The following is a 24,788-nucleotide window of genomic DNA, read 5'->3' on the forward strand; positions in this document are numbered from 1 at the left end:
GCTCACGTCAGGGACTCCAGTAATTTGGTGGCGGCCTCGGTCTCGGCCTCCTGTTTCGATGCGCCGTCGGCCTGTGCCTCGGCCCGGCCGGGGATGGCGACGGCGACGGTGAAGCGCGGGGCATGGTGCGCGCCGGTGCGGCCGACCAGCGTGTAGACGGGCGGGCGGCAGCGGTGGGCGGCGGCCCATTCCTGCAACGCGGACTTGGGGTGGCGCGGGGCCTGCGCGTCGGCATCGACCAGCGACCCCCAGGCGCGCCGGACGAACGCGGCGGCGGCGGGCAGCCCGCCTTCCAGATACAGCGCGCCGATCAGCGCCTCCACCGCGTCGCCCACGACGTTGCCGCTGTTGACCGCGCCGTCGTCGCGCGCCTGCTTGCCCAAACGGAGCATGCGATCGACACCGATCGCGCGGCCGACGACGGCGCAGGTTTCGCGGCTGACGATCGCGTTGATGCGGCGCGACAGCGTGCCCTCGGGCTCATCGGGGAACAGGCCGTAGAGCCAGTCCGCCGCGACGAGGCCGAGCACGCGGTCGCCGAGGAATTCGAGCCGTTCGTAGGTGGCCCCGGCATGGCTGCTGTGCGTCAGCGCGCGGCGGAACAGGGCGATGTCGCGCGGCTGGTGACCCAGCGCGTCGGGCAGCCAGGCGGCAAGGGGATCGGCGGTCATTCCCGCGGCCATAGCGCAGGGAGGGGCTTTGCGTCGATGGCCCGATGGCGGTATCGCCGTGCGCATGGGCGAGATCGTGAACCTGCGGCAGGCGCGCAAGGCGAAGGCACGCGTGGTGGCGGCCGAGACGGCGGCCGTGCGCCGGGCGCAGTTCGGGCGGAGCAAGGCGGGAGTAGCCGGCGAAAAGGCGGAGCGGGCGCGGGCGGCGCGGGTGCTGGATGGGGCCCTGCTGGAGGTGGACGTCAAGTCCGGACCGGCGGATGAGACAGTTCCAGGGGAGCCGTCGCCCCCAACCCAACCCTTCCCCTGAAGGAGAGGGGCCAAGAAGTTTGTTGCGTTGTGGCGGACGGCGCGGAGTTCGGGCAGTGTCGGCGGCATGTCGATCGAAAGCCTGGTGGCCCAATATGGCCTGATCGCGCTGTTCGTGGGTGCCGGGCTGGAGGGGGAGACCGTGGTCCTGACCGGCGGGGTGCTGGCGCACCGCGACCTGGTGCCGCTGTGGGGGGCGGCGCTGGCGGCGGCGGGTGGATCGTTCACGTCCGATCAGGTCTTCTTCGCGCTGGGCCGGCGGTATCGCGACCATCCGCGCGTCCGGCGGATTATGGTGCGGCCGGCCTTCGCGCGTGCGCTGCGGACGCTGGAACGCCATCCGGTCGGGTTCATCCTGGCGTTCCGGTTCCTGTACGGGTTGCGCACGGTGAGCCCGGTGGCGATCGGGACGTCGCAGGTGCCGGCGCTTCGGTTCGTGGTGCTGAACGCGGTTGCGGCCCTGTTGTGGGCGGCGACCTTCACCGGGCTGGGCTATGCCTTCGGCGAGTGGATCGAGGAGCTGGCGGGGCGGTTCCGGGCGCACTTGCCGGCGTTGCCGACATTGCTGGCGGCGGCGGCGGGCATCGCGGCGGTCGCCACCGGGGCACGCTTCCTGTGGGTGCGGCACGTGGCCCGGATGCCGGAGGACGGGCCAGGATGATCCGAGTGTAAAACTTCGATGCGGCTGCGTTCGATGCGTCTTTCGACTTCGCTCGGGATGATCGGTTCCGGGCTGGCGCGGGTGATTTTGCATCGCGGCCGATAAGGCGATACGTTGCCAACCGGGGGCAATGCGGTGTCGCGCGTGAACAGGAACGCGGCGCGCGGAGCGGGAGGGTCTGTCGTGGACAGGATAGCCGAACTGGGCCTGGCCGAACCGCCGGCCCGTCCGAAGGGAACCCGGTTCCTGCTGGCGGCGGTGATCGCCACGCTGCTGCTCGTGCTGGGCGGGCTCGGGATCGGATCGGAATATAATCGCACGCTGAACGCGCGGGCGAAACTCGTCCTCGCCTATCAGCGGCGGATCGTCGTGGCGGACCTGTTGGCGCAGTTGAAGGACGCGGATACCGCGCGGCGCGGTCATGCCATCACCGGCGATCCGGCCTTCCTGCTTCCCTATCGCCCCGCGGTCGCGGCGATCGCCCGGCAACGTCGCGCGCTGGAGGCACGTCTGATCGACGTGCCCCAGCAGGCGGCGCGGTACGCCGACCTCGGCCGCGCGATCGATGCGCGGCTGGACGAACTGCGCCATACGCCGGCGACCAATGCGGCGCGTAACGTCGGGTCCGGCGGGCAGGCGACAATGGCGCGTGTGCAGGCCATCGGTGCGGCGATGATGGCCGAAGAAGACCGCATGATCGACCGGCGGATCGCGATGCACGCCAGCCGCGTCGCGTCCGTGAAACAACATCTCGTGCTGTCGGTGGCCGTCCTCGCGCTGCTCGCCGCGCTGGCGCTGGCCCGCGAATGGCGCGGGCGGCGGTCCCGCTACACGCTGGCGCGAAAGGCGCAGGCGGCGGAGATGCGGCTGCGCGGTGTGTTTGCCGCGACGAGCGATGCGGTGGCGCTGATCGACGAGGACGGCGTGATCCAGGCTGTGAACCCGGCGGTCGAGCAACTGGTCGGCCGTCGGCCGGAGGCGCTGGTCGGCCGGGATATTTCGGTGCTGGTCGATGTCGTGCCGGCCGAGGGGCCGTTCTTCCGGCGGCTGGGCGTGGCCGACGGACGGTTGCGCGAACCGTTCCGGACGGACAGGGTGGCGCATCATGTCGACGGGCACGGCGTGCCGGTGGACGTTGCGCTGGGCCTGATGCCGGTGGCCGGCGGGGTGCATGTCGTCGCCGCGATCCGCGACATATCGGAACGCAAGAGCGTGGAGCGGATCAAGGATGAGTTCGTGGCGACGGTGAGCCACGAACTGCGCACGCCGCTGACGTCGATCGTCGGCGCGCTGGGCCTGCTGCGGGCGACCGCCGGCGCGACACTGCCCGAAGCGGCGCGGCGTCTGGTGCGCGTGGCCGAGGAGAATTCGCAGCGCCTGATCGACCTCATCAACGACCTGCTGGATATCGAGCGGATGGAGGTGGGCGGCCTGCGCTTCCGCGACGATCCGCTCGACCTGGCGGACATGTTGCGCCGGGTGGTGGACGGCAACGAGGCGCTGGCGACGGTGCGCGACGTGCGGATCGAGCTGGCGATCGCATCGGGCGATATTGCGGTGCGCGGCGACGAGGGGCGGCTGGCGCAGGTGACGACGAACCTGCTAGCCAACGCGATCCGGTTTAGTGCGCCCGGACAGACGGTGACGATCACCGCCGAACGGCTGCAGGGCCGCGCGATGGTGACCGTGGACGATCGCGGGCCGGGCGTGCCGGATGCGTTCCGGGAACGGTTGTTCACCCGGTTCGCACAATCCGAAAGCGGCGGCCGCGCGGGGGGCACCGGGCTGGGCCTGGCGATATCGCGGCAGATCATGCGGGCGCATGGCGGCACGATCTGGTTCGAACCGCGTCCCGGCGGGGGCGCGCGGTTCGGTTTCGCGATCGACCTGCGCGACGGGAGCAGCGAAACGCCGCATCTGCTGATCTGTGCGGACGACGCCGCGGTCGTCTGCGGCCTGCGTCGGCTGGCGGATGCCGGCGCGTGCAGCGCCGACCGGGTGGCGACCGTGGAGGATGCGCATGCGGCGATCCGGTCCGGAACCTACGACGCGATCCTGATCGATCTGGACGGCGACAATTCCACCGGCGCGCGCCTGCTGGCCGGGTTGTCGGACGGTGCGGGGGAACGCCGGTTGCCCGTTCCGGTGGTGGCGCGCACCGGCGGCACCGTGTGGCTGGGCGCGCATCAGGGCGACGGATCGTGGCAGGCGCTGGATGCCACCGACGGTGCGCTGGCGGCACAGGTGCGGGCGTTGCTGGACGGGATCGGCGCCGCGCGCCCGTTGATCCTGCATATCGACGCGGATGTGGCGACCATCGGCCGGACCGCGGGCGCGCTGCAACGGCGGGCCAGGCTGCGTCGTGCATCCGACCTAGCCACGGCCACCGCGCTGCTGGACCGCGAACGGCCGGTGCTGCTGATCCTGGACCAGGACCTGCTCGACGGGCCGATCGCCGCGTTGCTGTCGCGCGTCGCCAGGGAGGGACGCCACAAAGCCGGGGCGCGGGTGGCGACGATCCTGTATACCGGCCGGCCCGTGAGCCGGCAGCTGGAAGGGTTGGTCGATTGCGTCGTATCCAAATCGCAGCGGTCGTCGCCCAACCTGATCGCGGCGGTCGACCGGCTGCTGGCGCGGGCGGGGGTCGAGGCGGCATCCTGCGAGGCCGAGGACGACGGCGCGGCCGAACGGTCGACGTTCAACGATGCGGAGCGGGTCGGCGTCGGCGCAGCGCGCGTCATGGGGGCGGAGCAGTGAGGCCGGACCGGTTACATGTCCTGCATGTCGAGGACGACCCCGACATCCGCCTGATCGCGGGCCTGTCACTGGCGCTGGACGACGCCATCGTGCTGCGGTCCGCGCCGTCGGGCACGGCGGCGCTGGCGATGCTGCGCGGCGACGCATGGCGGCCGGACCTGCTGCTGCTGGACATGATGATGCCGGAAATGGACGGGACCGGTCTGGTGACGCGGATCCGCGCGATCGACGGGCTGGCATGCGTGCCGGTGGTGTTCCTGACGGCGCGTGCGCAGCCCGGCGATATGGAACTCTACCGCGTGGCAGGGTCGCTGGGGCTGATCGTCAAGCCGTTCGATCCGCTGACGCTGGCGGCGCGGTTGCGGGCGATGGTGACGCAGATGGCGTGACCGGCCAGTCGCCATCGGCCGGCGCGATGCGCCTGCGCAGCAGGGCTTCCGGCATTTCTGCCGCGATGTAGGCGAGCAGCGCCTCGCGCACCGCGCAGCGCAGGTCGAACGCGGTCGGTCCGTCCTTCGCGGTCATCAGCGCGCGGACCTCGATCATGTCGGCCTTCATGTCGGTGACCTGCAGATTGTGGAAGCGCCGGTCCCACAGCGGCATGCGGTCCATCACCGTCGCCAGATGGGCGCGCAGCCGGGCGATGTCGGCCGTGGGATCGAGGTAGAGGACGATGTTGCCGAGCAGCTGGGCGGACTCCCGCGTCCAGTTCTGGAACGGCTGTTCGAGGAAGCGCGAGACGGGCACGACCAGCCGGCGATCGTCCCAGATCCGGATGACGACATAGGTCAGCCGGATCTCCTCGATCCGGCCCCATTCATTGTCCAGCACGACGACGTCGTCGATCCGGATCGGTTCGGTGAACGCCATCTGGATGCCGGCGATCAGATTCTTCAACGCCGGTTGCGCGGCGGCACCGACCGCGAGCGCGGCAAGGCCGGCCGATGCGATGAGCGTGACGCCGATCGACCGCACGCTGGGGATCGAGATCAGCATCATGCACAGGGTGATGACCAGCACCAGGAACACGGTGATGCGGTGGAGGATGCCGGCGCGCGTCCGCTTCCGCCGGGCGCGCAGATTATCCTCGACGGTGATGTCGGTGCGGGCGATCATTACGTCCTGCAACGCGTTCAGGATGGCGATCAGCAGCCAGCCCATGAGCGCGGGCACGCCCAGCCCGAAGACACGTTGCCAGATGTCGGCCGCATCGTCGTTCAGCCGCAGCGCGGGCAGGACGGCGGTGAGCGCGATGGCGCAGAAGATCCAGCGGAGCGGCAGTGCCAGCCGCTCGACGATCAGGTCGTCGGTGGACGAAGGTGTGCGCGCAGCAGCCTTGCGCCCGACCAGCATCAGCAGGTGATGCGCCAGCAGCGCGAGCAGGACGGCCCCGGCGGCGATCGCGGTGCCGGCGGCGATGTGGAGCGCGACGCCGTCATAGGCGGCGATGATCCGGTCGATCCTGTTCATCGGTGCGTCCGGGTGATATTGCGGTGCAGCATTTTTATGGAACGGGAGAGCGGTGGGGCGGTTCCATCGCGTATCTCCTCCGGTTCGCGCGCGGGCGGGAACGCGGTCAGCACCGGCGCAGTCAGTCCGGCGAACGTCCGTCGGAATGACTGCCGAGGGTGGGTGCGGGCGGAAGGGAATGTGGCGATGCAGGGACGGCACGATCGGACGGACGGGGTCCTGGCATGAGGCTGCGCCGTCGCGGGCTGGCGTCGATCAATTCGGAGGTGCGCGACGGCATCCTGCCGGCGGCGGACGCGGTGGCGCTGGTGCCGCGCGACCCCGCGGCCGGGGACATGGCGCAGGGCAGCGTCCGCAACTACCGCGTCGTGGCGCTCATCATCGCCTGCGCGCTGTTCATGGAACAGATGGACGCGACGGTCCTGGCGACCGCATTGCCGACGATGGCACGCGATTTCGGGGTGCAGGCGACCGCGATGAGCGGCGCGCTGACCAGCTACCTGCTGGCGCTGGCGGTCTTCATTCCGGCCAGCGGCTGGGCGGCCGACCGGTTCGGATCGCGCACGATGTTCCGGCTGGCGATCCTGCTGTTCATGGGCGGATCGCTGCTGTGCGGACAGGCGACGAGCCTGCCGTTCATCATGGGCGCGCGGTTCGTGCAGGGCCTGGGCGGGGCGATGATGATCCCGATCGGGCGGCTGGTCCTGCTGCGCAGCGTGAACAAGGAAGACCTAGTGTCGGCCATGTCGTGGCTCATCATGCCCGCGCTGATCGGCCCGATCCTGGGGCCGCCGGTGGGCGGGTTCATCGTGACCTATCTGGACTGGCGCTGGATCTTCTGGCTGAACCTGCCGATCGGTGTGCTGGGCGTGGTGCTGGTGACGCGGTTCATCGGCGAGTTTCGCGCGGAACGGCGCGCGGCGTTCGATGTCGCGGGCTTCCTCCTGTCGGGCATCTCGCTCGGTTGTCTGCTGTTCGGGTTCGAGATGGCAAGCCGGTCGGGCGAAGCGGCGGCAGGGGCGGGGCTGGCGGCGGTGGGGCTGGTGTCCGGCCTGCTGTATATCCGCCACGCGGCACGCGTGGCGGACCCGATCCTGGATCTTTCGCTGATGCGCGTGCCGTCGTTCCGGCTGTCGGTGATCGCTGGGTCGCTGACCCGCATCACGCAGGGCGCGCAGCCGTTCCTGCTGCCGCTGATGCTGCAGCTGGGGTTCGGCATGACCGCGGCGGCGAGCGGATCGATCACGGTGGCGGGTGCGATGGGGTCGCTGGCGATGAAGGGGCTGGCGCCGCGCGTGCTGCGGCGGTTCGGGTTCCGCCGCGCGCTGGTGACCAACGGGCTGATCGCGAGCGCGGGCTATGCGGTGTGCGGGCTGTTTCGGCCGGACTGGCCGGTGGCGGTGATCTTCGCCACGCTGCTGGTGTGCGGGTTCTTCATGTCGTTCCAGTTCACGGCGTACAACACGATCGCCTATGACGAGATACCGAAGGACAGGATGAGTGCGGCGACCAGTTTCTACGCGACGTTCCAGCAACTGATGCTGTCGCTGGGGATCTGCATCGGTGCGGCGGCGCTGCATGCCGGCATGCTGGTGTCGGGCACGAGCGTGCCGCGCCTCGGCGACTTTACCGCAGCGTTCCTGGTGGTGACGGCGATTTCGGCATCGGCGACGATCTTCAACCTGCGGTTCGCGCGCGATGCCGGGGCAGAGCTGAGCGGGCATCGCGGCTGAACGGCCTTTCCGAACGGGGCGGCATCTGGCAGGTTGGCGGGATGACAGAGCAGACCATCATCTCCGTGCCGCTTTCGCCCGAAACGCTGGCCGCGCTGGACGCCTGGATCGCGCGCGCCAAGGGGACGCCGTCGCGCGGCGAGGCGGTGGCGTCGCTGCTGGCGGGGGCGCTGGGGAGTCATTCGCCGTCGTCGGTGGTGCCGAGCCTGGTGACGGGGCGGGATATCGTCTGAGGGGGCGTCCTTACGCGTCGCCTTATCCCAGAGCTTTTCAGACGGGTCATGGTCTCCGACGCCCATATCCCTTCCAACCGCATACTGATCCGTCTGGTTCGAGCCTGTCGAGAACCTTGCGCCACGTTCTCGACAGGCTCGAACCAAACGGAACAGCGCGAGATCATGACGGCCTGACGGTCCTGTCTGGCGGCAGCAGCAACGGCGCGACTTCCGGGCTCGTCTCGACCGAGTCGCGGAAACTGGGCGTGACCCGGAGCCGGCTGGCCTGTTCGTAGGCGTAGCCATAGCCGATCAGCCGGGCTTCCGACCAGGCGGGGCCGATGAAGGAGAGGCCGACGGGCAGGCCGCGGACCGCGCCCATCGGGACGGTGAGGTGCGGGTAGCCCGCAACCGCCGCCAGACCGCCGGCACCACCGCCGGAAATCTGATCGCCGTTGACCGTATCGATCAGCCAGGCCGGCGGCATGGTCGGGGCGACGAGCGCGGTGACGCGGTTGGCGGCGAGCAGCGCGTCGATCCCGTCGCGGCCCGCGATCCGCAGCGACAGCGCGCGCGCCGCGACATAGGCGGGGTCGGCCAGGCCCCGCGTCTTCTGCGCTTCCAGGAAGCTTTCCTGACCGAACAGCGCCATTTCCTGGGGCGCATGTGCGGTGTTGAATGCGATGACGTCGGCCAGCGTGCGGGTCTTCACCGCGGCCGGCGTGGTGGCGAGATAGGCGTTCAGGTCGACCTTCAGCTCCGTCATCAGGACGCGGTTTTCGGCCGGGCCGATCTTTTCGCGATCCTTAAGCGCGGCGATGTCGACCAGCGTCGCACCCTGCGCGCGCAGCAGGGCGAGCGCGGCGTCGAACAGCCGATCGACCGGTACGGACCAACCGGTGGCAAAGCGCAGCACGCCGATCCGCACGCCCTTCAACGCCGCCGGGTCCAGCGCGGTGGTGTAGTCGGCGCGGCGACGGTCGGCCTGCGCGGTGGCGGGGTCGGCCGGGTCGCTGCCGGCGATGGCGGTCAGCACGCGCGCGGCGGTGGCGACATCGCGGGTCATCGGACCGGGGGTATCCTGGCTGTGGCTGATCGGCACGATGTGCGTGCGGCTGACCAGCCCGACGGTGGGTTTCAGGCCGACGATGCCGTTGATCGCGGCGGGGCAGGTGATCGATCCGTCCGTTTCGGTGCCGATCGCGGCATCGACCATGCCGGCCGCGACGGCGGCGCCGCTGCCCGATGACGATCCGCAGGTATTACGATCAAGCGCGTGTGGGTTGCGCGTCTGGCCGCCGACCGCGCTCCACCCCGAAATCGACGCGTTGGACCTGATGTTCGCCCATTCGGACAGGTTGGTCTTCCCCAGGATCACCGCACCGGCGGCGCGCAGCGCGGCGGTGACGGGGGCGTCGCGGTTCGTGACGTTGTCGATCAGGGCCAGGCTGCCGGCGGTGGTCGGCAGCGGGCCTTTCGCCTCGATATTGTCCTTCAGCAGGATCGGCATGCCGAACAGCGGGCCGCGCGCACGGCGCATCCGATCCAGCGCGCGGGCCTGATCGCGGGCGGTGGGATCGATCGCGAGCACCGCGCCGATCCGTGGGTTGAGCCGTTCGATCCGGGCGATCGCGGCGCGGACATTGTCCTCCGCCGATTGCGCGGCGGCGGGGCCGAATACGAGGGATGCGGCCGCGATCAGCAGCATCGGCAGCACATGGTTCATTGGGTCCCCCGCCAGGATGGTCGTCGCGGCGCATCATGACGCGGCGATCGGCGGAAAGCGAGCGGAACGGCGGGCGCGTGGCGGCGTTGGCGGCGGGACAGGAGAATGGCCATGGAAGATCCCCGCCCCGCGCAGACCCCCGAGCGCGAACTGGCCAGGCCGGCCGACGCGACCGCCGCGCGCACCCGGCCGATCGACGCCGCCGAACCGCGGGCCGGCGATGCCGAGGATGCCCGCCGCGCCGCGCGCGAGGCCGACGACGCGACCCGCGAGATGGCGAGGCGCGGCTTTGGCAGCCACAAGGGTACGGAAGCAGATTGATCGCTCGACGGAGGCGATGAGCGGGTCCCCGGTGTCGCCTGTTCAACCTGCCGGGGTTTGTCGACAGGCTTCAAGGAATGATGCGTGGCGGGACGTGCTGGACGTTCGGGTAACAGCGCGCCAACATGGGCTGGCGGACGGTAGTCATCGTCCGCGTCAAAAGGGTGCGGGAATGGAAGCAGTCGACTGGCGGGTGGTCATGCCCGGAATGCGCGCGCTGGTCCGTGCGCCGGACGCGATCCGCACGATCCAGGTCTATGGCCAGCGGTGCAGCGGCACCAACGCACTGATCCGGCTGATCGAATCCAACCTGCCGGCCGACACCTTTACCGAAGCCTATGGGTTCAAGCACTGGTTCGTGCCGCCGCAGACGCTGTTCCAGCCGTCCACCCTGGTCCTGGTGATCGCGCGCGATGCGGTGACATGGTTGCAGAGCGTGCACCGGCAGCCGTGGCACCTGGACCCGGCGACCAAGGACATGCCGTTCAGCGACTTCATCCGCGCGGAATGGGCCAGCTACTGGTACACCGATTTCTGGGGCGTGGACGCCGCCCACCCGATCCACGCGACCGAGATGATGCACGAGCGCGATCCAGAAACGGGGGCGCGGTTCGGCAATGCGATGCGCAAGCGGACGGCCAAGCTGGCGCACTGGGCCGGGCTGCACCGCAGGACGCACAACCTCTGCCTGATCGACCAGCACCGGTTGCAGGCCGAGCCGGAACGCGTGATCCGCGCGCTGGCCGCGATGACCGGATTGACGATGGCCGCCGGGTTCGTGCCGGTGGACAGTTACAAGGGCAACGGCATCCGGCCGTACCGCCCGCATGCCTACCCCCCGGTATCGGCCGCAGACCGGGCGTTCATCGCCGACAATCTGGATGCCGGGGTGGAGGCGCTGTATGGCCTCGAACTGCCGTCGGTAGCCGAAGACTGCGTCTATGGTTCGCCGATGGGGGCGGAGACGACGACGCGGAGCCCGGGGGCGTTGTCGGTTTCCTCGATGGTGCCCGAAAGCTGATCGACCATCGCGGTCAGCATGCGGGTGCCGAACCCCTTGCCGGACAGCGTCTTGCCGCGCCCCTGATCGGCGACGACCAGGCGGAAGCGGCTGCCATGCTGTTCCAGCCCGATCATGATCGGGCCGGCTTCGCCGCCATAGGCATATTTGTTGGCGTTGATGATCAGTTCGGTCAGGATCAGCCCGACCGTCACCGCCCGGTCGGTCGCGACCAGCACGGGCGCAAGGTCCAGCCGGATCCGGTTCGCATCGCCGTCACCGCCCATCGATCCGCTGATTTCGCCGCACAGATCCTCGACATAACGCGCCAGATCGACGGTTTCGATCCGGTCGTCACTGTAGAGCCGGCGGTGGACCAGCGCGACCGCGGACAGCCGGCGCTGCGCCTCTTCCAGATGACCGCTCAGCACAGGATCACCGACCGCGCGCCCCTGCAACCGCAGGAAGGCGGAGACCAGTTGCAGGCTGTTCTGGACGCGGTGGTTCACTTCCTTGAGCAGATAGTCCTTCTGCAGGAGCAGCATGTCCTTTTCCGCGACGGTGGCGACCAGATCGGCGTTCAGATCGCGCAGCCGGCGGTTCTGGCGCGATTCGGTGAGCAGGCGGCGCAGCCGACCGGCTGATTCGACCTCCGCGAAGGTCCACGGGCGGGCGCGGCCGCGGACCGCTTCGCGCCATGCGGCGAAGGAGGCGCGCGGGGCCAGGATGCCGCTGCCGTCCGTGCCGACCGCCTTGTGCGGGTTGCCGGCCCAGTTCACGACCTCCACCTTTTCCGCGCGGAACCATAGCAGCATGATCGGGTGTTCGGTGGCGATGGTGATGGCCAGCAGCCCGCTTACCCCGTCCGCCCCCGGGACGCCGGGTAGCTGGTTCGCCAGATGATGGGTGGCGAAGGTGGCCGCGGCCGCCCGATCGCGCACATGGTGGGCGAGCGTGCGGACCGTGTCGGCCGGCGGGCAATGGCCGGACCGGACGATGTCGGGCCCCTGGACGAGGGCGAACCCGTCCGCATCCAGCATGCGGCACAGGTCCGGAGCGGCGGATGCGAGCATGGCGTCGATCGCGCCGTCACCGCCCAGCCGCGCGGCGATCAGATCCTCCACCGACCGCAGCCGGATCCGCTCGCGGTAGGTTTCGGCTTCTTCCTTCGCGGTGATCTGCCGCGCCAGGCCGCTGGCAAGGGCCTTGCAGGACAGCCGGATGTCGCGCGCGATATGCTTGGGCGCGCGATCATGGCAGGCGATCAGGCCCCACAATTGCCCGTCGCGCACGATCGACACCGATGCCGAGGCGCGCACGCCCATGTTGCGCAGATATTGCAGGTGGATCGGCGAGACGGAGCGCAGCGCGGAATCGCTCAGGTCCAGCCCGGCGGCGGTTGCCGGGCGGAGCGGCGCGGGGTGATATTCGATGTCCGGGATCACCCGCACGCGGTTGCGGACGTACAGGGCGCGGGCCTGCCGCGGGATGTCGCTGGCCGGAAAATGATGGTTGAGAAAACTGTCGAGCGCGGGATCGCGGTCCTCGGCGATCACCACGCCGGTATCGTCATCCAGGAAACGGTAGACCATGACCCGTTCGAACCCGGTCATTTCCCGGAATGCGGTGGCGGCGCGGTCGGCCAGATCGTGCAGGCTGGCGGCCCGTTCGAACGCCGCGCCGGCGGTATCGAGCGCGCTCAGCAGGTCGGCCGCGGTCTGTGGCCGGTCGGGGGCATGTTCCAGTTCGACGACCAGATAGTTGCCCGCATGATGGGCGCAGACGTCGAAACTTTCGGTCATGCCCGCGCGCGGCGGTACGATCAGCGGCGTGCCGGCCGACTGGATGGTGGCGGCGGCATCCGTCCCCAGCAGGTCCGCGATGGTGCAGCCGAGCCAGTCGCCGGCCAGCCGCCCTTCGATATCGCCCGCGCCGGCCACGATCGTGAACGTCTCAGGCTCGGCCAGCAGCAGCAGGCCGTGCGGCTGGATCGATCCCGGGATATGGATCGGTTCACGTTCACATGCCGTCACGTCGCTGCCAAGGGTCGACGCGGGGGCCGTCGTCGTCAGATCTTGGTCGGTCGTGGGCAATGCGGTCTCCCCGTCGTTTGTGCGTCTTCCTGCCGCCAAAAGCGGAGGAATCCAAGGGAAAAGGCGCGAAGTGACCGGTCCGCGGCGCGGGGCGGCCATGGCCCCGCCCGGCGAAGCTGTTAGGAGGCGACTTTCCACCGACTGCGATCCGCGAGCGCCCGAACCCCATGCCGACCCTCCACCCTGTCCGGCTCTTCCTGCGCGCCGAGACCGCCGCCTGCCACGAACGGGTGGACCGCGCGTTTTCGCGCTTCGACCTGACCGACAGGGGTGCCTATGCGGCGTTCCTGACGGCGCATGCTCGCGTGCTGCTGCCGCTGGAAGCGGTGCTGGATGCCGCGGCGCTGTGGCCGGCCTGGACGGGGCGGGGCGATCTGCTGCGTGGCGATCTCGCCACGCTAGGTCATGTGGTTCCGGCGGGGGAGACGGTGATTGCGGGCGGCGCGGCGGCCCGGTGGGGGATGCTGTACGTGCTGGAGGGATCGCGGCTGGGCGGCGCGATGCTGGCCCGGCAGGTCGGCCCCGGACTGCCGGCGGCCTATCTGGCGGCGGCGCATCGCGGGGGCAGCTGGGCGCGGTTCGGCGATGCGATCGAACAGGCGGGCGTTGCGGCGGAAGTCCGCGGCGATGCGGGATGGCGCGCGGACCTGCTGTCCGGGGCGGAACGGGCGTTCGCGCTGTTCGAGGGGGCGGTTCGGGACTGAGGCGCGCAGGGTTGGCGCGACATAGCTTTGGCCTGAGCCGCTGCGGAAGTGTCGATCCGGGGGCGCTGTTGGCTGTCTCGGCTGGGCTCGACGGGGTCCCTCGACTGCGCGCGGGATAGGCGGTGCTGAAGCATAACGCATCAGGCGGATTTACTTGCCCCACAATTCCGTCCGGTGCGAGCCGGTCGGGAACCTCGCGCAGGGTTTTCGACAGGCTCGAACCAAACGGGGCGGGGAAGGGGTGATCGAGGGGTTGTGGGTGGTGGCCTGGCCGCGTCGGGTATAGCCGTGCGGAACGGGGCTGGCAGTTAGGTTACATCCGATGCGGTAGGGGCGTGGTGGGCGCGGCAGGGATTGAACCTGCGACCCCACCCGTGTGAAGGGTGTGCTCTACCACTGAGCTACGCGCCCACGCCCGGTACCGGCGGCACTGCTTGGCCGGTGGAGCGCGATTAGGGGGTCGATCGCGGCTTGTCCAGCCCCTGTGCCGGGTGGACGGCGATCGCGGCGCGGCCGACCGACGGTTCAGGCGTTGACGGCGTCTTTCAGGCCCTTGCCGGGCTTGAACTTCGGCTGGCTGGACGCGGCGATCTTCATCGGTTCGCCGGTCCGCGGATTGCGGCCGGTGGACGCCTTGCGCTTCGACACCAGGAAGGTGCCGAACCCGACAAGGCGGACCTCGTCGCCGCGCGCCAGCACGGCGCTCATGGTGTCGAACACCGCGTCGACCGCCTTGACCGCGTCGCCGCGGGTCAGGCCGGATGCCTCGGCAACGGCACCGATCAAGTCTTGCTTGTTCATCGCTTACATGTCCCCCTGGGAGCCGCGGTGCGTTGAGTCGCGCACCGCGATCAATCCACTATCTAACAGACGCATGACGATGGCTGTCAAACCACCGCCGTACGATTTGCGGCGATCAGTGACGGACGGACGGTTCGGGCGTTACGCCCGGCACCGGGGTGGGTGGCAAGGCGGCCAGTTCGTCCGCCTCGGTCCATTCGATCGGCACCAGCTGTTCGGTCAGCGCGAGCGCCAGCACCTCGTCGACATGCGACACCGGAATGATCTTCAGCGACGTCGTGATGTTCGCCGGCATCTCGGCCAGGTCCTTCTCGTTTTCGGCCGGGATCAGGACGGTGGTGATCCCGCCGCGCAAGGCCGCGAGCAGTTTCTCCTTCAGCCCGCCGATCGGCAGGACGCGACCGCGGAGCGTCACCTCACCCGTCATCGCCACGTCGCGGCGGACCGGAACGCCGGTCAGGGTGGAGACCATGGCCGTCACCATTCCGATGCCGGCGGACGGACCGTCCTTCGGCACTGCGCCCTCGGGCAGATGGATGTGGATGTCCTTGCGGTTGAACAGCGATGGCTTGACCCCGTAGCTGGGCGCGCGGGCGCGGACGAACGACCACGCGGCCTGGACGGACTCGTTCATGACCTCGCCCAGCTTGCCGGTCGTCTTGATGAGGCCCTTGCCCGGCGTGGTGACCGATTCGATCGTCAGCAGCTCGCCGCCCACCTCGGTCCAGGCGAGACCGGTGACCGCACCGATCTGGTCCTCTTCCTCGCCAATGCCGAAGCGGTATTTCCGGATGCCGGAGAATTCGGCAAGATTGTCGACCGTGACCTCGATCCGCCCGTCCTTCTTCTCGAGGATGCGGCGGAGCGCCTTGCGGGCCACCTTGGCAATCTCGCGCTCCAGCGTGCGGACGCCGGCTTCGCGCGTATAGTAGCGGATGATATCGCGCAGCGCGGGTTCGGTCAGGACGAACTCGCTGGCTTTCAGGCCATGCGCATCGATCTGCTTTTCGAGCAGATGCGCCTTGGCGATCTCGACCTTCTCGTCCTCGGTATACCCTTCGAGCCGGATGATCTCCATCCGGTCGAGCAGCGGCTGCGGCAGGTTGAGCGAGTTCGCCGTGCAGACGAACATCACGTCCGACAGATCGATGTCGATTTCCAGATAATGATCCTGGAACTTGGCGTTCTGTTCCGGGTCGAGCACCTCCAGCAGCGCGGAGGCGGGATCGCCGCGGAAATCCTGGCCGAGCTTGTCGATCTCGTCGAGCAGGAACAGCGGGTTGGACGCGCCGGCCTTTTTCAGGTTCGTGACGATCTTGCCGGGCAGCGAGCCGATATAGGTACGGCGGTGACCACGGATCTCGGCCTCGTCCCGCACGCCGCCGAGCGACTGGCGGATGAACTCACGCCCGGTCGCCTTGGCGATCGAACGGCCGAGCGACGTCTTGCCGACGCCGGGCGGGCCGACGAGGCAGAGAATCGGCCCCTTGAGCTTGTTGGTACGGGCCTGGACAGCAAGATATTCGACGATCCGGTCCTTGACCTTTTCAAGGCCGAAATGATCGTTGTCGAGGACGGCCTGCGCCGCTTCGATATCCTTCTTCAGCTTCGACTTCTTGCCCCATGGAAGCCCCAGCAGCACGTCGAGATAGTTGCGGACGACGGTCGCCTCGGCCGACATGGGGGCCATGCCGCGCAGCTTCTTCAGCTCCGCAGTCGCCTTGGTCTTGGCTTCCTTCGACATCTTCATGCCGGCGATCTTGGCGGCCAGTTCGGCAACCTCGTCGCCGCCATCCTCGCCGTCGCCATTACCCAGCTCGCGCTGGATCGCCTTCAGCTGTTCGTTCAGATAATATTCGCGCTGGGTCTTCTCCATCTGCCGCTTCACGCGGCTGCGGATCTTCTTTTCGACCTGAAGGACGCCCAGTTCACCTTCCATGAAGGCGAAACCCATCTCGAGCCGCTTCGTCGGATCCATCTCGACCAGCATCGCCTGCTTGTCGGCGACCTTGATCGTGACGTTCGCGGCAACCGCATCGGCGAGGCGGAACGCATCTTCGATCTGTCCAAGCTGGACGGCGGTCTCGGCCGGGGTCTTCTTGTTGAGCTTTGCGTAATTTTCGAACTGGTCGACCACCGATCGCATCAGCGCGGTGACCTCCGCACCCGTCGCCTCGACATCGGCAAGCGTTTCGACCGTCGCGGTCAGATGATCGCCGCTGTCGTCCAGATTCGTGATCGTCGCACGTTGGCGCCCCTCCACCAGCACGCGGACGGTGCCGTCGGGAAGCTTCAGCAGCTGAAGCACGGTGGCGGTGACGCCCAGATCATAAAGCTGCGAACGGTCCGGATCGTTCTCGGCGGGATCGAGCTGGGCCACGAGGAAGATCGCCTTGTCGGCGGCCATGGCGGTTTCGAGCGCAGCTACCGACTTGTCGCGGCCGACGAACAGCGGGACGATCATGTGCGGAAAAACGACGATATCACGAAGGGGGAGGACGGGAAGGGTCTCGGTCATGAAAGCTCCGGTGGCCACGCGGGACTGCGGCCTGTTGAGCAAGATATGGGCATATGCGATTGCACAATCAATGAATGCTACGGATGCGCAACGACGCGATGCGACGACTTTCGTCGGTCACGCGTTGGGGGGCGCATGGACAAGAACACACAGGATATCGTCGCCCTCGCCGCCGCGCGGACCGGGGAGATGTGCGCCGTCTTCATGATCGGGGACGGGGTGCTGGGGATGCTGCAACCCGATCGACACCTAGCGCTGTGGGAGTCCGACGTGGGTATCGTCGACGGGCTGACGCGGCCGTTCCAGGGACGGCCGGGGCGGCGGCGAGTCTATGGTGCGGTGCAATTGCTTGCGGGCGTCTGGCTGGCCTCGCGGATGCGGGTTTCGCGGTAGCGGGTAGAAGGTTTGTCGGTTTCGCTCGGGATGGATGCCAGTATCCCGACGTATGCCGGGGCCCAGGTGAAGCGGTCTTACCCAGGCCCCGGCTTGCGCCGGGATACTGACAGCGGTTGAAGCGCGGCTCAGGCTGCTGGCTGGGCTTCCTTGCCCTTCTTGGCGAAGACGCGGACCGGCTCCTTGCGGCCCTCGACCACGTCCTTGTCGACGCGGATCTCATCGACGCCGTCCATGCTGGGTAGGTCGAACATCGTGTCGAGCAGAATGCCCTCCAGGATCGAGCGAAGGCCGCGTGCGCCGGTCTTGCGTTCGATCGCCTTCTTGGCGATCGACACCATCGCGTCGTCGGAGAAGCCGAGCCGGACATCCTCCATGTCGAACAGCTTCTGATACTGCTTTACCAGCGCGTTCTTCGGTTCACCCAGGATCTTGATGAGCGCGGGCTCGTCCAGATCCTCAAGTGTCGCGATGACGGGCAGACGGCCGACGAACTCCGGGATCAGCCCGAACTTCAGCAGATCCTCGGGCTCGCACTGCTTGAGTGTCTCGCCGACACGGCGTTCCTCCGGCGTGGCGACATAGGCTCCGAAGCCGATCGACTTGCCCTGCAGGCGGTCGCCGATGATCCGTTCCAGGCCGGAGAAGGCCCCGCCGCAGATGAACAGGATGTTCGTCGTGTCCACCTGCAGGAATTCCTGCTGCGGATGCTTGCGGCCACCCTGCGGCGGCACCGAGGCGGTGGTGCCCTCCATCAGCTTGAGCAGCGCCTGCTGGACGCCTTCGCCCGACACGTCGCGCGTGATCGACGGGTTGTCGGCCTTGCGACTGATCTTGTCGATCTCGTCGATGTAGACGATCCCGCGCTGCGCCCGCTCGACGTTGTAGTCGGATGCCTGGAGCAGCTTCAGGATGATGTTCTCGACATCCTCGCCAACATAGCCGGCCTCGGTCAGCGTCGTCGCATCGGCCATGGTGAACGGCACGTCGAGGATCCGGGCGAGCGTCTGGGCAAGCAGCGTCTTGCCGCAGCCCGTCGGGCCGACGAGCAGGATGTTCGACTTCGACAGTTCGACGTCGGCACCCTTGCCGCCGTGGTTCAGCCGCTTGTAGTGATTGTGGACCGCGACCGACAGGACCCGCTTGGCGCGCTTCTGTCCGATGACATAATCGTCCAGCACGTTGCAGATTTCCTGCGGGCTGGGGACGCCGCCGTCCTTCTTGCTCACCAGTGCCGACTTCGTCTCCTCGCGGATGATGTCGTTGCACAGTTCCACGCACTCGTCGCAGATGAAGACGGTGGGGCCGGCGATGAGCTTGCGCACCTCATGCTGCGACTTCCCGCAGAACGAGCAGTACAGGGTGCTCTTCGAGTCGCCACCGCTAAGCTTGGTCATGAACACATTCCTTTGAACCCTCGCGGGCTTGAATCCAGGCAGATTAACCGGCCTCGGGGGCTCCGGGCAATCGGAAATGGGGCAAAGCCGTCGGGACAGGGATATTGGCGTGCGACGCGCCGCTTGCAAGCGGCCAAGGTTGCGCCATCCGGTGGACCCCCTGTTCCCGTCGTCGGGGCGAAGCCGGGGCACGGGGACGCACACATCCGATTGCCCCGTGAAGGCACTGACCGTGCCCGCACACATGATCCCGATGAGCCCAGCGATCGACCGTGGCGCTGGCACCTGTCGGGTGAGGCGTGACACGATCGTTCACCCAAGTTCATACCGACCAACCCGGCCGACATTTGTGCTGGTGGGTGCTGACCGAATGCTGGCGCACAGAATCCGACAGCGACTGCCCGGTCATGTCGACGGCGGTGAAGTGGCCGGTCGCCGAACGAAACAGCCTGCCGCACGTCATCGCGTGCGACAGGCTGGCTTGGACCGACGGCGGCACCGGGCTGATTGCCCTCCATGCCGCCGATCCTCCGGCGCGTCAGACGGCTGGCGGGGTTTCGCCGTCGGTGGGTATCGGGCGCTTGTCGAACACGGCGTCGATCAGGCCGAACTTCAGAGCCTCGTCCGCTTCGAGGAACTTGTCGCGATCCATGGCATGCTCGATCTCCTCGATCGGCTTGCCGGTATACTTGGCGTACAGCGTGTTGAGCGCGTGCCGCATGCGCAGGATCTCACGCGCCTGGATCTCGATATCCGCGGCCATGCCCTGTGCACCGCCCGACGGCTGATGGATCATGATCCGGCTGTTGGTCAGTGCCGAGCGCATGCCGGGTTCGCCGGCCGCGAGCAGGAAGCTGCCCATCGATGCGGCTTGGCCGATGCAGACGGTGCCCACCCGCGGGCGGATATACTGCATGGTGTCGTGGATCGCGAGACCCGCCGTCACCACGCCGCCCGGCGAGTTGATGTACATATAGATGTCCTTCTTCGGGTTTTCCGACTCGAGAAAGAGCAGCTGTGCGGTGATGAGCGAGGCCATATGGTCCTCGACACCGCCGGTGATGAAGATGATCCGCTCGCGCAGCAGGCGTGAATAGATGTCGAACGAGCGTTCGCCGCGGTTCGACTGTTCGATGACGATGGGAACGAGGCCGCCGATGATGTCGGCGTGGTCGGGATATGCCATGGGGGTATTCGGTCCTTCTGCCCTGCGCTGCGTGCAACATCGGCGTTACGCGGGGAAGGTTCAAGAGGCGGGTGCAGACCGCTTACCGGGGGGCGCTCCGTTACCCGGACCCGGAACGGCGAGGTAGGCGAGCCGCCGCATCTCGCGCCGCCCGCGCACGACGGTATCGAGGATGACGCCGCAGAAGAAGGTCAGTACCGCGACGATGCTGAGCCCGGTCGAGAGGATGGCGGTGGGCAGGCGCGGCACCAGCCCGGTTTCCATGTAAGTCAGCACGAGCGGGATCGCGAGCAGGACGGCGAGCGCGGCCAGCGACGCGCCGATGCCGCCGAAGAAGAGCACGGGCCGTTCGATCCGGAACAGCGTGAGGATGGTCGACAGGATGCGCCACCCGTCGCGGTAGGTGGCGAGTTTGGATTCGGAGCCTTCGGGCCGCGCGCCATAGGCGGTCATGACTTCCGCCACCGGCATACGCAGCTCGAGTGCGTGGACGCTGATCTCGGTTTCGATCTCGAACCCGGCGCTCAGGACGGGGAAGCTTTTCACGAACCGCCGGGAAAAGACGCGGTAGCCAGACAGGATGTCGCCGAAGCTGCGCCCGAAAAGCCGGGCGAGCATGCCGGTAAGGACCGCGTTGCCGAGCCGGTGGCCGCGGCGATAGGCGGCCTCCACCTCCGACCGGCGCGCGCCGACGACCATGTCGAGCCGTTCGTCGAGCAGGCGCTGGACCAGTGCGGGGGCGGCGGCGGCGTCGTAGGTCTCGTCACCGTCGGCCATGACGTAGATGTCGGCATCCACATCGGCGAACATGCGGCGGACGACATGGCCCTTGCCCTGCATCCGTTCAACGCGGACCTCCGCCCCCGCCGCGCGCGCCACGGCGGCGGTGCGATCGGTGCTGTTATTGTCGTAGACATAGACCGTGGCGGTGGGCAGCGCGGCGCGGAAGGCGGCAACCGTGCGGGCGATCGCCGCTTCTTCGTTGTAGCAGGGCAGGATCACAGCGATGCTGGGGGCGGAGGCCGTAGCGGACATGTCTTCACCCATAGCCGCTGTTGGTTAAGGACGCACAGTCCCGTGCGTGTGCGCGACCGGTAACTTCCGTCCCCCGCCTCGTCATCCCGGATCAAGTCCGGGATGACGGGGGATGAGGGAGTGGATCAGCCTTCGGTCGGCTCGGTGGTTTCGGTCGCTTCGGACGCTTGGGCCTTCGGCTTCTTGGCGCGCGGCTTCTTGACCGGGGCGTCGGCGGCGACGGTGCCTTCGGCGTCTTCGGCCGACTGCGGCGCAGCTTCGGTCACCTGGGTTTCGGCGGCGACCGGAGCGCCGGCGTCGTTATGGTCGTGATCGCCGTGATCGTGGCCATGGTCATGGTCATGCCCGGCGTCGTCATGGTCGTGATCGCAATCCGGGCCGTGGACGTGCGGCTGGCCAAGATTGTCGGCGTCCGCCTCGATCTCGGACTCCAGTTCGGCACGTTCGACGGTGCGGTCGGTGATCTCGGCGCGTTCGAACAGGAAGTCGACGACCTTGTCCTCGTACAGCGGGGCGCGCAGCTGGGCTGCGGCCATCGGGTCCTGCTGGACATACTGGATGAAGCGCTTCTGGTCCTCGCCGCGATACTGCTGCGCGGCCTGGGCGATCAGGCGGTTCATCTCGGGCTGGCTGACCTCGACACCGTTGCGCTGGCCGATTTCCGACAGGAGAAGCCCGAGGCGGACGCGGCGGACGGCGATGGCGCGGTAGTCCTCGCGGTCGCCTTCCAGCTCGGCGCGGGCGGCCTCCGGGTCTTCCTCGTGGCTCGCTTCATGATCGAGCTGACGCCAGATCTGCTCGAATTCGGCCTCCACCATCGATGGCGGCACGTCGAAGTCGTGAGCGTCGGCGAGCTGGTCGAGCAGCTTGCGCTTCATGTGGGTGCGGGTGAGGCCGTTCAGCTCCTGCTCGACCTGACCCTTCAGCAAGCCACGCAGCTGTTCCATGCTCTCGAGCCCGAGCGACTTGGCGAAATCCTCGTCCGCGGCGGCTTCCTTGGGGACCTGGATCTTCGTGACGGTGACGTCGAAGGTCGCGGGCTTACCCTTGAGGTAGGCGACATTATAATCGTCCGGGAAGGTGACGTTCAGCGTGCGGCTCTCGCCCGCCTTGACGCCTTCGAGGCCGGATTCGAAACCAGGGATGAGCCGGCCGGAGCCGAGTTCGACCGACATGTCGGACCCGGTGCCGCCGTCGAACGGCTCGCCATCGACCTTGCCGACGAAGTCCATGACGACCAGGTCGCCCTCGACCGCGGGGTGGCCTTCCATCGCGTCGTCGAAGCTCTTCTGCTGGCCGGCAAGGCGGCGGACCTGCGCGTCGATCTCGTCGTCGGTCGGCTCGACCGTCAGGCGTTCCAGCTTCAGCCCTTCGATCTGCGGTTCCGGCACGTCGGGCAGGATTTCGAGCGTGACGTTGAGCGCGGCATCCTTGCCGGGTTCGTAGCCATCGACCAGTTCGACCGCGGGCTGCATCGCCGGGCGAAGGCGCTGTTCGGCCATCAACGCCTGCACGCCGTCGCGAACGGCGGCGTCGAGCGCCTGCTGTTCAAGCGCCGGGCCGTGCATCTTGCGGACCAGGTTGGCGGGCACCTTGCCGGGGCGGAAGCCGGGCATGCGGATGGTGGGGGCGGCCTGCTTGATCTCCGCATCGACCCGCTTGGCGATGTCGGCGGCGGGGATGGTGAGCGTGTAGGCGCGCTTGAGGCCCTCGTTCAGCGTCTCGACAGTCTGCATCGATGTTCTCGTTCTTTCTCGGAATGTCGTCCGGGGAGGCACTCCACCCGTACGGGGCGGAGATGGTGCGGGCGAAGGGACTCGAACCCCCACATCTTGCGATACTTGGACCTAAACCAAGCGCGTCTACCAATTCCGCCACGCCCGCATGAGGCCCGGTCGGCGGGGCATATAACAGGGAAGGCCTGCCAAGCAAGCACGCAGACTCCGGTGGGTGCCGACGTGGACCCGGCGGGCGGGCGGTGCGTTCGGGTAGGGCAAGTATCCAACGAGGAGACAGACCATGGCGACCGATCCGAACCAGACGCCGGACAGCCCGCCCGCCGGCCCCGACGACGCGCCAGACCAGTTCGCGCCCGGAGCGACGCCGAAGCAGGACGATCCCGACGCGGGGCAGTCGCCGATGGAGGATCCGGGCAGCGACGGCGGTACCGGTGGTACGGGCGGCACGACCGGTCCGCAGGATCACGACGTCACATCGTGACGGCGGCAGAGCAGGCGGCCGGGCAGTCGGACGCCGGCGACGTGGTGATCGCATCGTCCGGGCTGGTCGTCACGATCAGTCCGGACGGCGCGGAGTTGCAACGCATCGTCGACGACGCCGGCCGCGACCTGTTGTGGGATGGCGACCCCGCGTTCTGGACCGGGCGCGCCCCGTTGCTGTTCCCGATCGTCGGGGGCCTGGAGGGCGGTACGTACCGGGTCGACGGCGCGCGCTACGCCTTGCCGAAGCATGGCTTTGCCCGGACGAGCCGGTTCGAAACGATGGAATGCGGGGCGGATTTCGCCCGGTTCCGGCTGACCGATTCGGATGCGACGCGGGCGGTCTATCCGTTCGCGTTCATGCTCGACATCCTGTTTACGGTGGCGGGCGACCGGCTGGACATGGTCGCGACGCTGACCAACCCTGGAAAAGTCGTGTTGCCGGCGTCGTTCGGCTTCCATCCGGCATTGCGCTGGCCGCTGCCCTATGGGGCGGGCCGGGCGGATCATGTCGTGCGGTTCGACCGGCCGGAGCCGGAACCGGTGCGCACCGTGACGCCGGCCGGGCTGATCGCGGCGGAGCCGCTATCTTCTCCGGTCGAAGGGAATCTACTGGTGCTGCGCGACGAGCTGTTCGCGGTGGATGCGGTGATCTTCGACCGGTTGCAGAGCAGGGGCCTCTGGTACGGCAGCGCGGGCGGGACGGGCGTGCGCGTGGATTTCGAAGACATGCCGGACCTGGGCATCTGGACCAAGCCGGGGGCGGGCTATCTGTGCATCGAGCCGTGGCAGGGAATGGCGGACCCGGATGGATATGCGGGGGATTTTCGCGAGAAGCCGGGGGTGGTCGAGGTCGCGCCGGGTGGATCGCGGCAGTTTGCGATGCGTATGGAGTTCGGGGTGCGTGCCTGAGCGGCGTTTAGCGGGGGCTGTTGGTTTCTCGACCTTGCTCGAAGGTCCCTAGACTTCGGTCGGGACGGGCGGGGCGGATTTTTCCGGTTTTGTTTAGTTCGAGCTTGGTGAAAACTCCGCACGGAGTTCTCGCCGGGTTCGAACCAAACGGGGTGAGGCGCAAGACGGTTTAGATTGCGGGTGGCGCGGGAATGGTCGGCGGTGCCGCTCGCTGCTGCCGCTTCAGCTTCACCACCGCGCCGTCGAGTGCCTGGAGGAAGGCGGAGCGGTCGCGGGGCGAGAAGGGGGCGGGGCCGCCGGTGACGCTGCCCATGGCACGAAGGTCCGCCATCAGCGCGCGCATCGCGACGGCGCCGCCGATGCGGGCATGGTCGAACGGGCGGCCGTCCGGCCCCATGACGACAGCGCCGGCCTTTACGCAGCGTTCGGCCAGCAGGATGTCGGAGGTGACGACGATGCTGGTCGCGTCGCTACGGTCGGCGATCCAGTCGTCCGCCGCGTCGAAGCCGTCGCCGACGATCACGCGGGCGAACCCGGGTTCGACGGGCACGCGCAGCATCTGGTTGGCGACGACGCGAACGCCGACGCCGTGACGGCGCGCGACGCGGTAGATTTCGTCCTTTACCGGGCAGGCATCGGCGTCGACCATGATGCAGGGCCGGGGCAG

General features: G+C 68.1%; 23 protein-coding genes and 2 tRNA genes. 12 read left to right on the top strand and 13 right to left on the bottom strand.

What is annotated here, in order from left to right; genetic code table 11:
• Window positions 1-2: 2 nt before the first annotated feature.
• Complete coding sequence (rnc, locus tag BKY59_RS16645; protein WP_076073347.1) at window positions 3-671, bottom strand: ribonuclease III; 669 nt, start codon at window positions 669-671, stop codon at window positions 3-5.
• Between the two features lie 28 nt (window positions 672-699).
• Between rnc and BKY59_RS16650 the strand changes: the two genes are divergently transcribed.
• The 4 genes from BKY59_RS16650 (at window position 700) to BKY59_RS16665 (ending at window position 4,787) form a co-directional block, all read left to right on the top strand.
• Window positions 700-981 carry a DUF4169 family protein gene (locus BKY59_RS16650; RefSeq protein WP_338056553.1) on the top strand — a complete coding sequence of 94 codons (282 nt, stop codon included), beginning with the start codon at window positions 700-702 and terminating at the stop codon, window positions 979-981.
• Between the two features lie 66 nt (window positions 982-1,047).
• The gene (locus BKY59_RS16655; protein WP_076073245.1) at window positions 1,048-1,641 is read left to right on the top strand and encodes a DedA family protein; all 594 of its coding nucleotides are present in this window, start codon (window positions 1,048-1,050) and stop codon (window positions 1,639-1,641) included.
• Window positions 1,642-1,824: 183 nt separating this feature from the next.
• On the top strand, window positions 1,825-4,398 hold the full coding sequence (locus BKY59_RS16660; RefSeq protein ID WP_076073246.1) for a sensor histidine kinase: 2,574 nt from the start codon (window positions 1,825-1,827) through the stop codon (window positions 4,396-4,398).
• The gene (locus tag BKY59_RS16665; protein ID WP_076073247.1) at window positions 4,395-4,787 is read left to right on the top strand and encodes a response regulator; all 393 of its coding nucleotides are present in this window, start codon (window positions 4,395-4,397) and stop codon (window positions 4,785-4,787) included. Before BKY59_RS16660 ends, BKY59_RS16665 begins: the two co-directional genes overlap by 4 nt.
• On the opposite strand, the gene BKY59_RS16670 is transcribed toward BKY59_RS16665, so the two are convergent.
• The gene (locus BKY59_RS16670; RefSeq protein ID WP_083672211.1) at window positions 4,723-5,868 is read right to left on the bottom strand and encodes a mechanosensitive ion channel family protein; all 1,146 of its coding nucleotides are present in this window, start codon (window positions 5,866-5,868) and stop codon (window positions 4,723-4,725) included. The two genes, BKY59_RS16665 and BKY59_RS16670, sit on opposite strands and share 65 nt — an antisense overlap.
• A 224-nt stretch (window positions 5,869-6,092) precedes the next feature.
• On the opposite strand from BKY59_RS16670, the gene BKY59_RS16675 reads away from it, so the two are divergent.
• Window positions 6,093-7,601 carry an MDR family MFS transporter gene (locus BKY59_RS16675; protein WP_076073248.1) on the top strand — a complete coding sequence of 503 codons (1,509 nt, stop codon included), beginning with the start codon at window positions 6,093-6,095 and terminating at the stop codon, window positions 7,599-7,601.
• 41 nt (window positions 7,602-7,642) lie between these two features.
• Window positions 7,643-7,834, top strand: a complete 192-nt coding sequence (locus tag BKY59_RS16680) for a hypothetical protein (protein ID WP_076073249.1) — start codon at window positions 7,643-7,645, stop codon at window positions 7,832-7,834.
• Between the two features lie 163 nt (window positions 7,835-7,997).
• Here the strand turns inward: BKY59_RS16680 and BKY59_RS16685 are convergent, their stop codons facing one another.
• Window positions 7,998-9,542 carry an amidase gene (locus BKY59_RS16685; protein WP_129586445.1) on the bottom strand — a complete coding sequence of 515 codons (1,545 nt, stop codon included), beginning with the start codon at window positions 9,540-9,542 and terminating at the stop codon, window positions 7,998-8,000.
• A gap of 111 nt (window positions 9,543-9,653) precedes the next feature.
• Here BKY59_RS16685 and BKY59_RS16690 point away from each other — a divergent pair, with 111 nt between their 5' ends.
• Both BKY59_RS16690 and BKY59_RS16695 read left to right on the top strand, forming a co-directional pair.
• Complete coding sequence (locus tag BKY59_RS16690) at window positions 9,654-9,863, top strand: hypothetical protein (RefSeq protein ID WP_076073250.1); 210 nt, start codon at window positions 9,654-9,656, stop codon at window positions 9,861-9,863.
• 172 nt (window positions 9,864-10,035) lie between these two features.
• A complete protein-coding gene (locus BKY59_RS16695; RefSeq protein WP_076073251.1) occupies window positions 10,036-10,884 on the top strand; it encodes a hypothetical protein in 849 nt (282 codons plus the stop codon).
• On the opposite strand, the gene BKY59_RS16700 is transcribed toward BKY59_RS16695, so the two are convergent.
• Entirely contained in the window at window positions 10,803-12,896 is a 2,094-nt protein-coding gene (locus BKY59_RS16700) for a histidine kinase dimerization/phosphoacceptor domain -containing protein (RefSeq protein ID WP_240500158.1), read from the bottom strand. The genes BKY59_RS16695 and BKY59_RS16700 overlap by 82 nt on opposite strands.
• A 227-nt stretch (window positions 12,897-13,123) precedes the next feature.
• On the opposite strand from BKY59_RS16700, the gene BKY59_RS16705 reads away from it, so the two are divergent.
• On the top strand, window positions 13,124-13,660 hold the full coding sequence (locus tag BKY59_RS16705; RefSeq protein ID WP_076073252.1) for a biliverdin-producing heme oxygenase: 537 nt from the start codon (window positions 13,124-13,126) through the stop codon (window positions 13,658-13,660).
• A 336-nt stretch (window positions 13,661-13,996) separates the two neighbouring features.
• Here BKY59_RS16705 and BKY59_RS16710 read toward each other — a convergent pair.
• The 3 genes from BKY59_RS16710 to lon form a co-directional block, all read right to left on the bottom strand.
• A tRNA-Val gene (locus tag BKY59_RS16710) sits at window positions 13,997-14,071 on the bottom strand.
• A gap of 114 nt (window positions 14,072-14,185) precedes the next feature.
• A complete protein-coding gene (locus BKY59_RS16715; RefSeq protein ID WP_076073253.1) occupies window positions 14,186-14,461 on the bottom strand; it encodes an HU family DNA-binding protein in 276 nt (91 codons plus the stop codon).
• A gap of 115 nt (window positions 14,462-14,576) precedes the next feature.
• On the bottom strand, window positions 14,577-16,979 hold the full coding sequence (lon, locus tag BKY59_RS16720; RefSeq protein WP_076073254.1) for an endopeptidase La: 2,403 nt from the start codon (window positions 16,977-16,979) through the stop codon (window positions 14,577-14,579).
• Between the two features lie 135 nt (window positions 16,980-17,114).
• Between lon and BKY59_RS16725 the strand changes: the two genes are divergently transcribed.
• Window positions 17,115-17,372 carry a hypothetical protein gene (locus tag BKY59_RS16725; RefSeq protein WP_076073255.1) on the top strand — a complete coding sequence of 86 codons (258 nt, stop codon included), beginning with the start codon at window positions 17,115-17,117 and terminating at the stop codon, window positions 17,370-17,372.
• Between the two features lie 128 nt (window positions 17,373-17,500).
• Here BKY59_RS16725 and clpX read toward each other — a convergent pair whose 3' ends face one another.
• The 5 genes from clpX to BKY59_RS16750 form a co-directional block, all read right to left on the bottom strand.
• On the bottom strand, window positions 17,501-18,769 hold the full coding sequence (clpX, locus tag BKY59_RS16730) for an ATP-dependent Clp protease ATP-binding subunit ClpX (protein WP_076073256.1): 1,269 nt from the start codon (window positions 18,767-18,769) through the stop codon (window positions 17,501-17,503).
• 538 nt (window positions 18,770-19,307) lie between these two features.
• Window positions 19,308-19,955 carry an ATP-dependent Clp protease proteolytic subunit gene (locus BKY59_RS16735; RefSeq protein ID WP_076073257.1) on the bottom strand — a complete coding sequence of 216 codons (648 nt, stop codon included), beginning with the start codon at window positions 19,953-19,955 and terminating at the stop codon, window positions 19,308-19,310.
• 60 nt (window positions 19,956-20,015) lie between these two features.
• Entirely contained in the window at window positions 20,016-20,990 is a 975-nt protein-coding gene (locus BKY59_RS16740) for a glycosyltransferase family 2 protein (RefSeq protein WP_076073351.1), read from the bottom strand.
• Between the two features lie 125 nt (window positions 20,991-21,115).
• Window positions 21,116-22,726 (bottom strand): trigger factor, encoded by a 1,611-nt coding sequence (tig, locus tag BKY59_RS16745; RefSeq protein ID WP_076073258.1) that lies wholly within the window; start codon window positions 22,724-22,726, stop codon window positions 21,116-21,118.
• A gap of 63 nt (window positions 22,727-22,789) precedes the next feature.
• Window positions 22,790-22,874, bottom strand: a tRNA-Leu gene (locus BKY59_RS16750).
• Between the two features lie 135 nt (window positions 22,875-23,009).
• Between BKY59_RS16750 and BKY59_RS16755 the strand changes: the two genes are divergently transcribed.
• Together BKY59_RS16755 and BKY59_RS16760 are read left to right on the top strand one after the other, a co-directional pair.
• The gene (locus BKY59_RS16755) at window positions 23,010-23,210 is read left to right on the top strand and encodes a hypothetical protein (RefSeq protein ID WP_076073259.1); all 201 of its coding nucleotides are present in this window, start codon (window positions 23,010-23,012) and stop codon (window positions 23,208-23,210) included.
• Window positions 23,207-24,121 (top strand): aldose 1-epimerase family protein, encoded by a 915-nt coding sequence (locus BKY59_RS16760; RefSeq protein ID WP_240500159.1) that lies wholly within the window; start codon window positions 23,207-23,209, stop codon window positions 24,119-24,121. Before BKY59_RS16755 ends, BKY59_RS16760 begins: the two co-directional genes overlap by 4 nt.
• A gap of 169 nt (window positions 24,122-24,290) precedes the next feature.
• Here the strand turns inward: BKY59_RS16760 and BKY59_RS16765 are convergent, their stop codons facing one another.
• Window positions 24,291-24,770 carry a YaiI/YqxD family protein gene (locus tag BKY59_RS16765; RefSeq protein ID WP_076073260.1) on the bottom strand — a complete coding sequence of 160 codons (480 nt, stop codon included), beginning with the start codon at window positions 24,768-24,770 and terminating at the stop codon, window positions 24,291-24,293.
• Window positions 24,771-24,788 lie beyond the last annotated feature (18 nt).

It is taken from the genome of Sphingomonas montana, from assembly GCF_001956315.1.
Classification (GTDB): Bacteria; Pseudomonadota; Alphaproteobacteria; order Sphingomonadales; family Sphingomonadaceae; genus Sphingomonas_R; species Sphingomonas_R montana.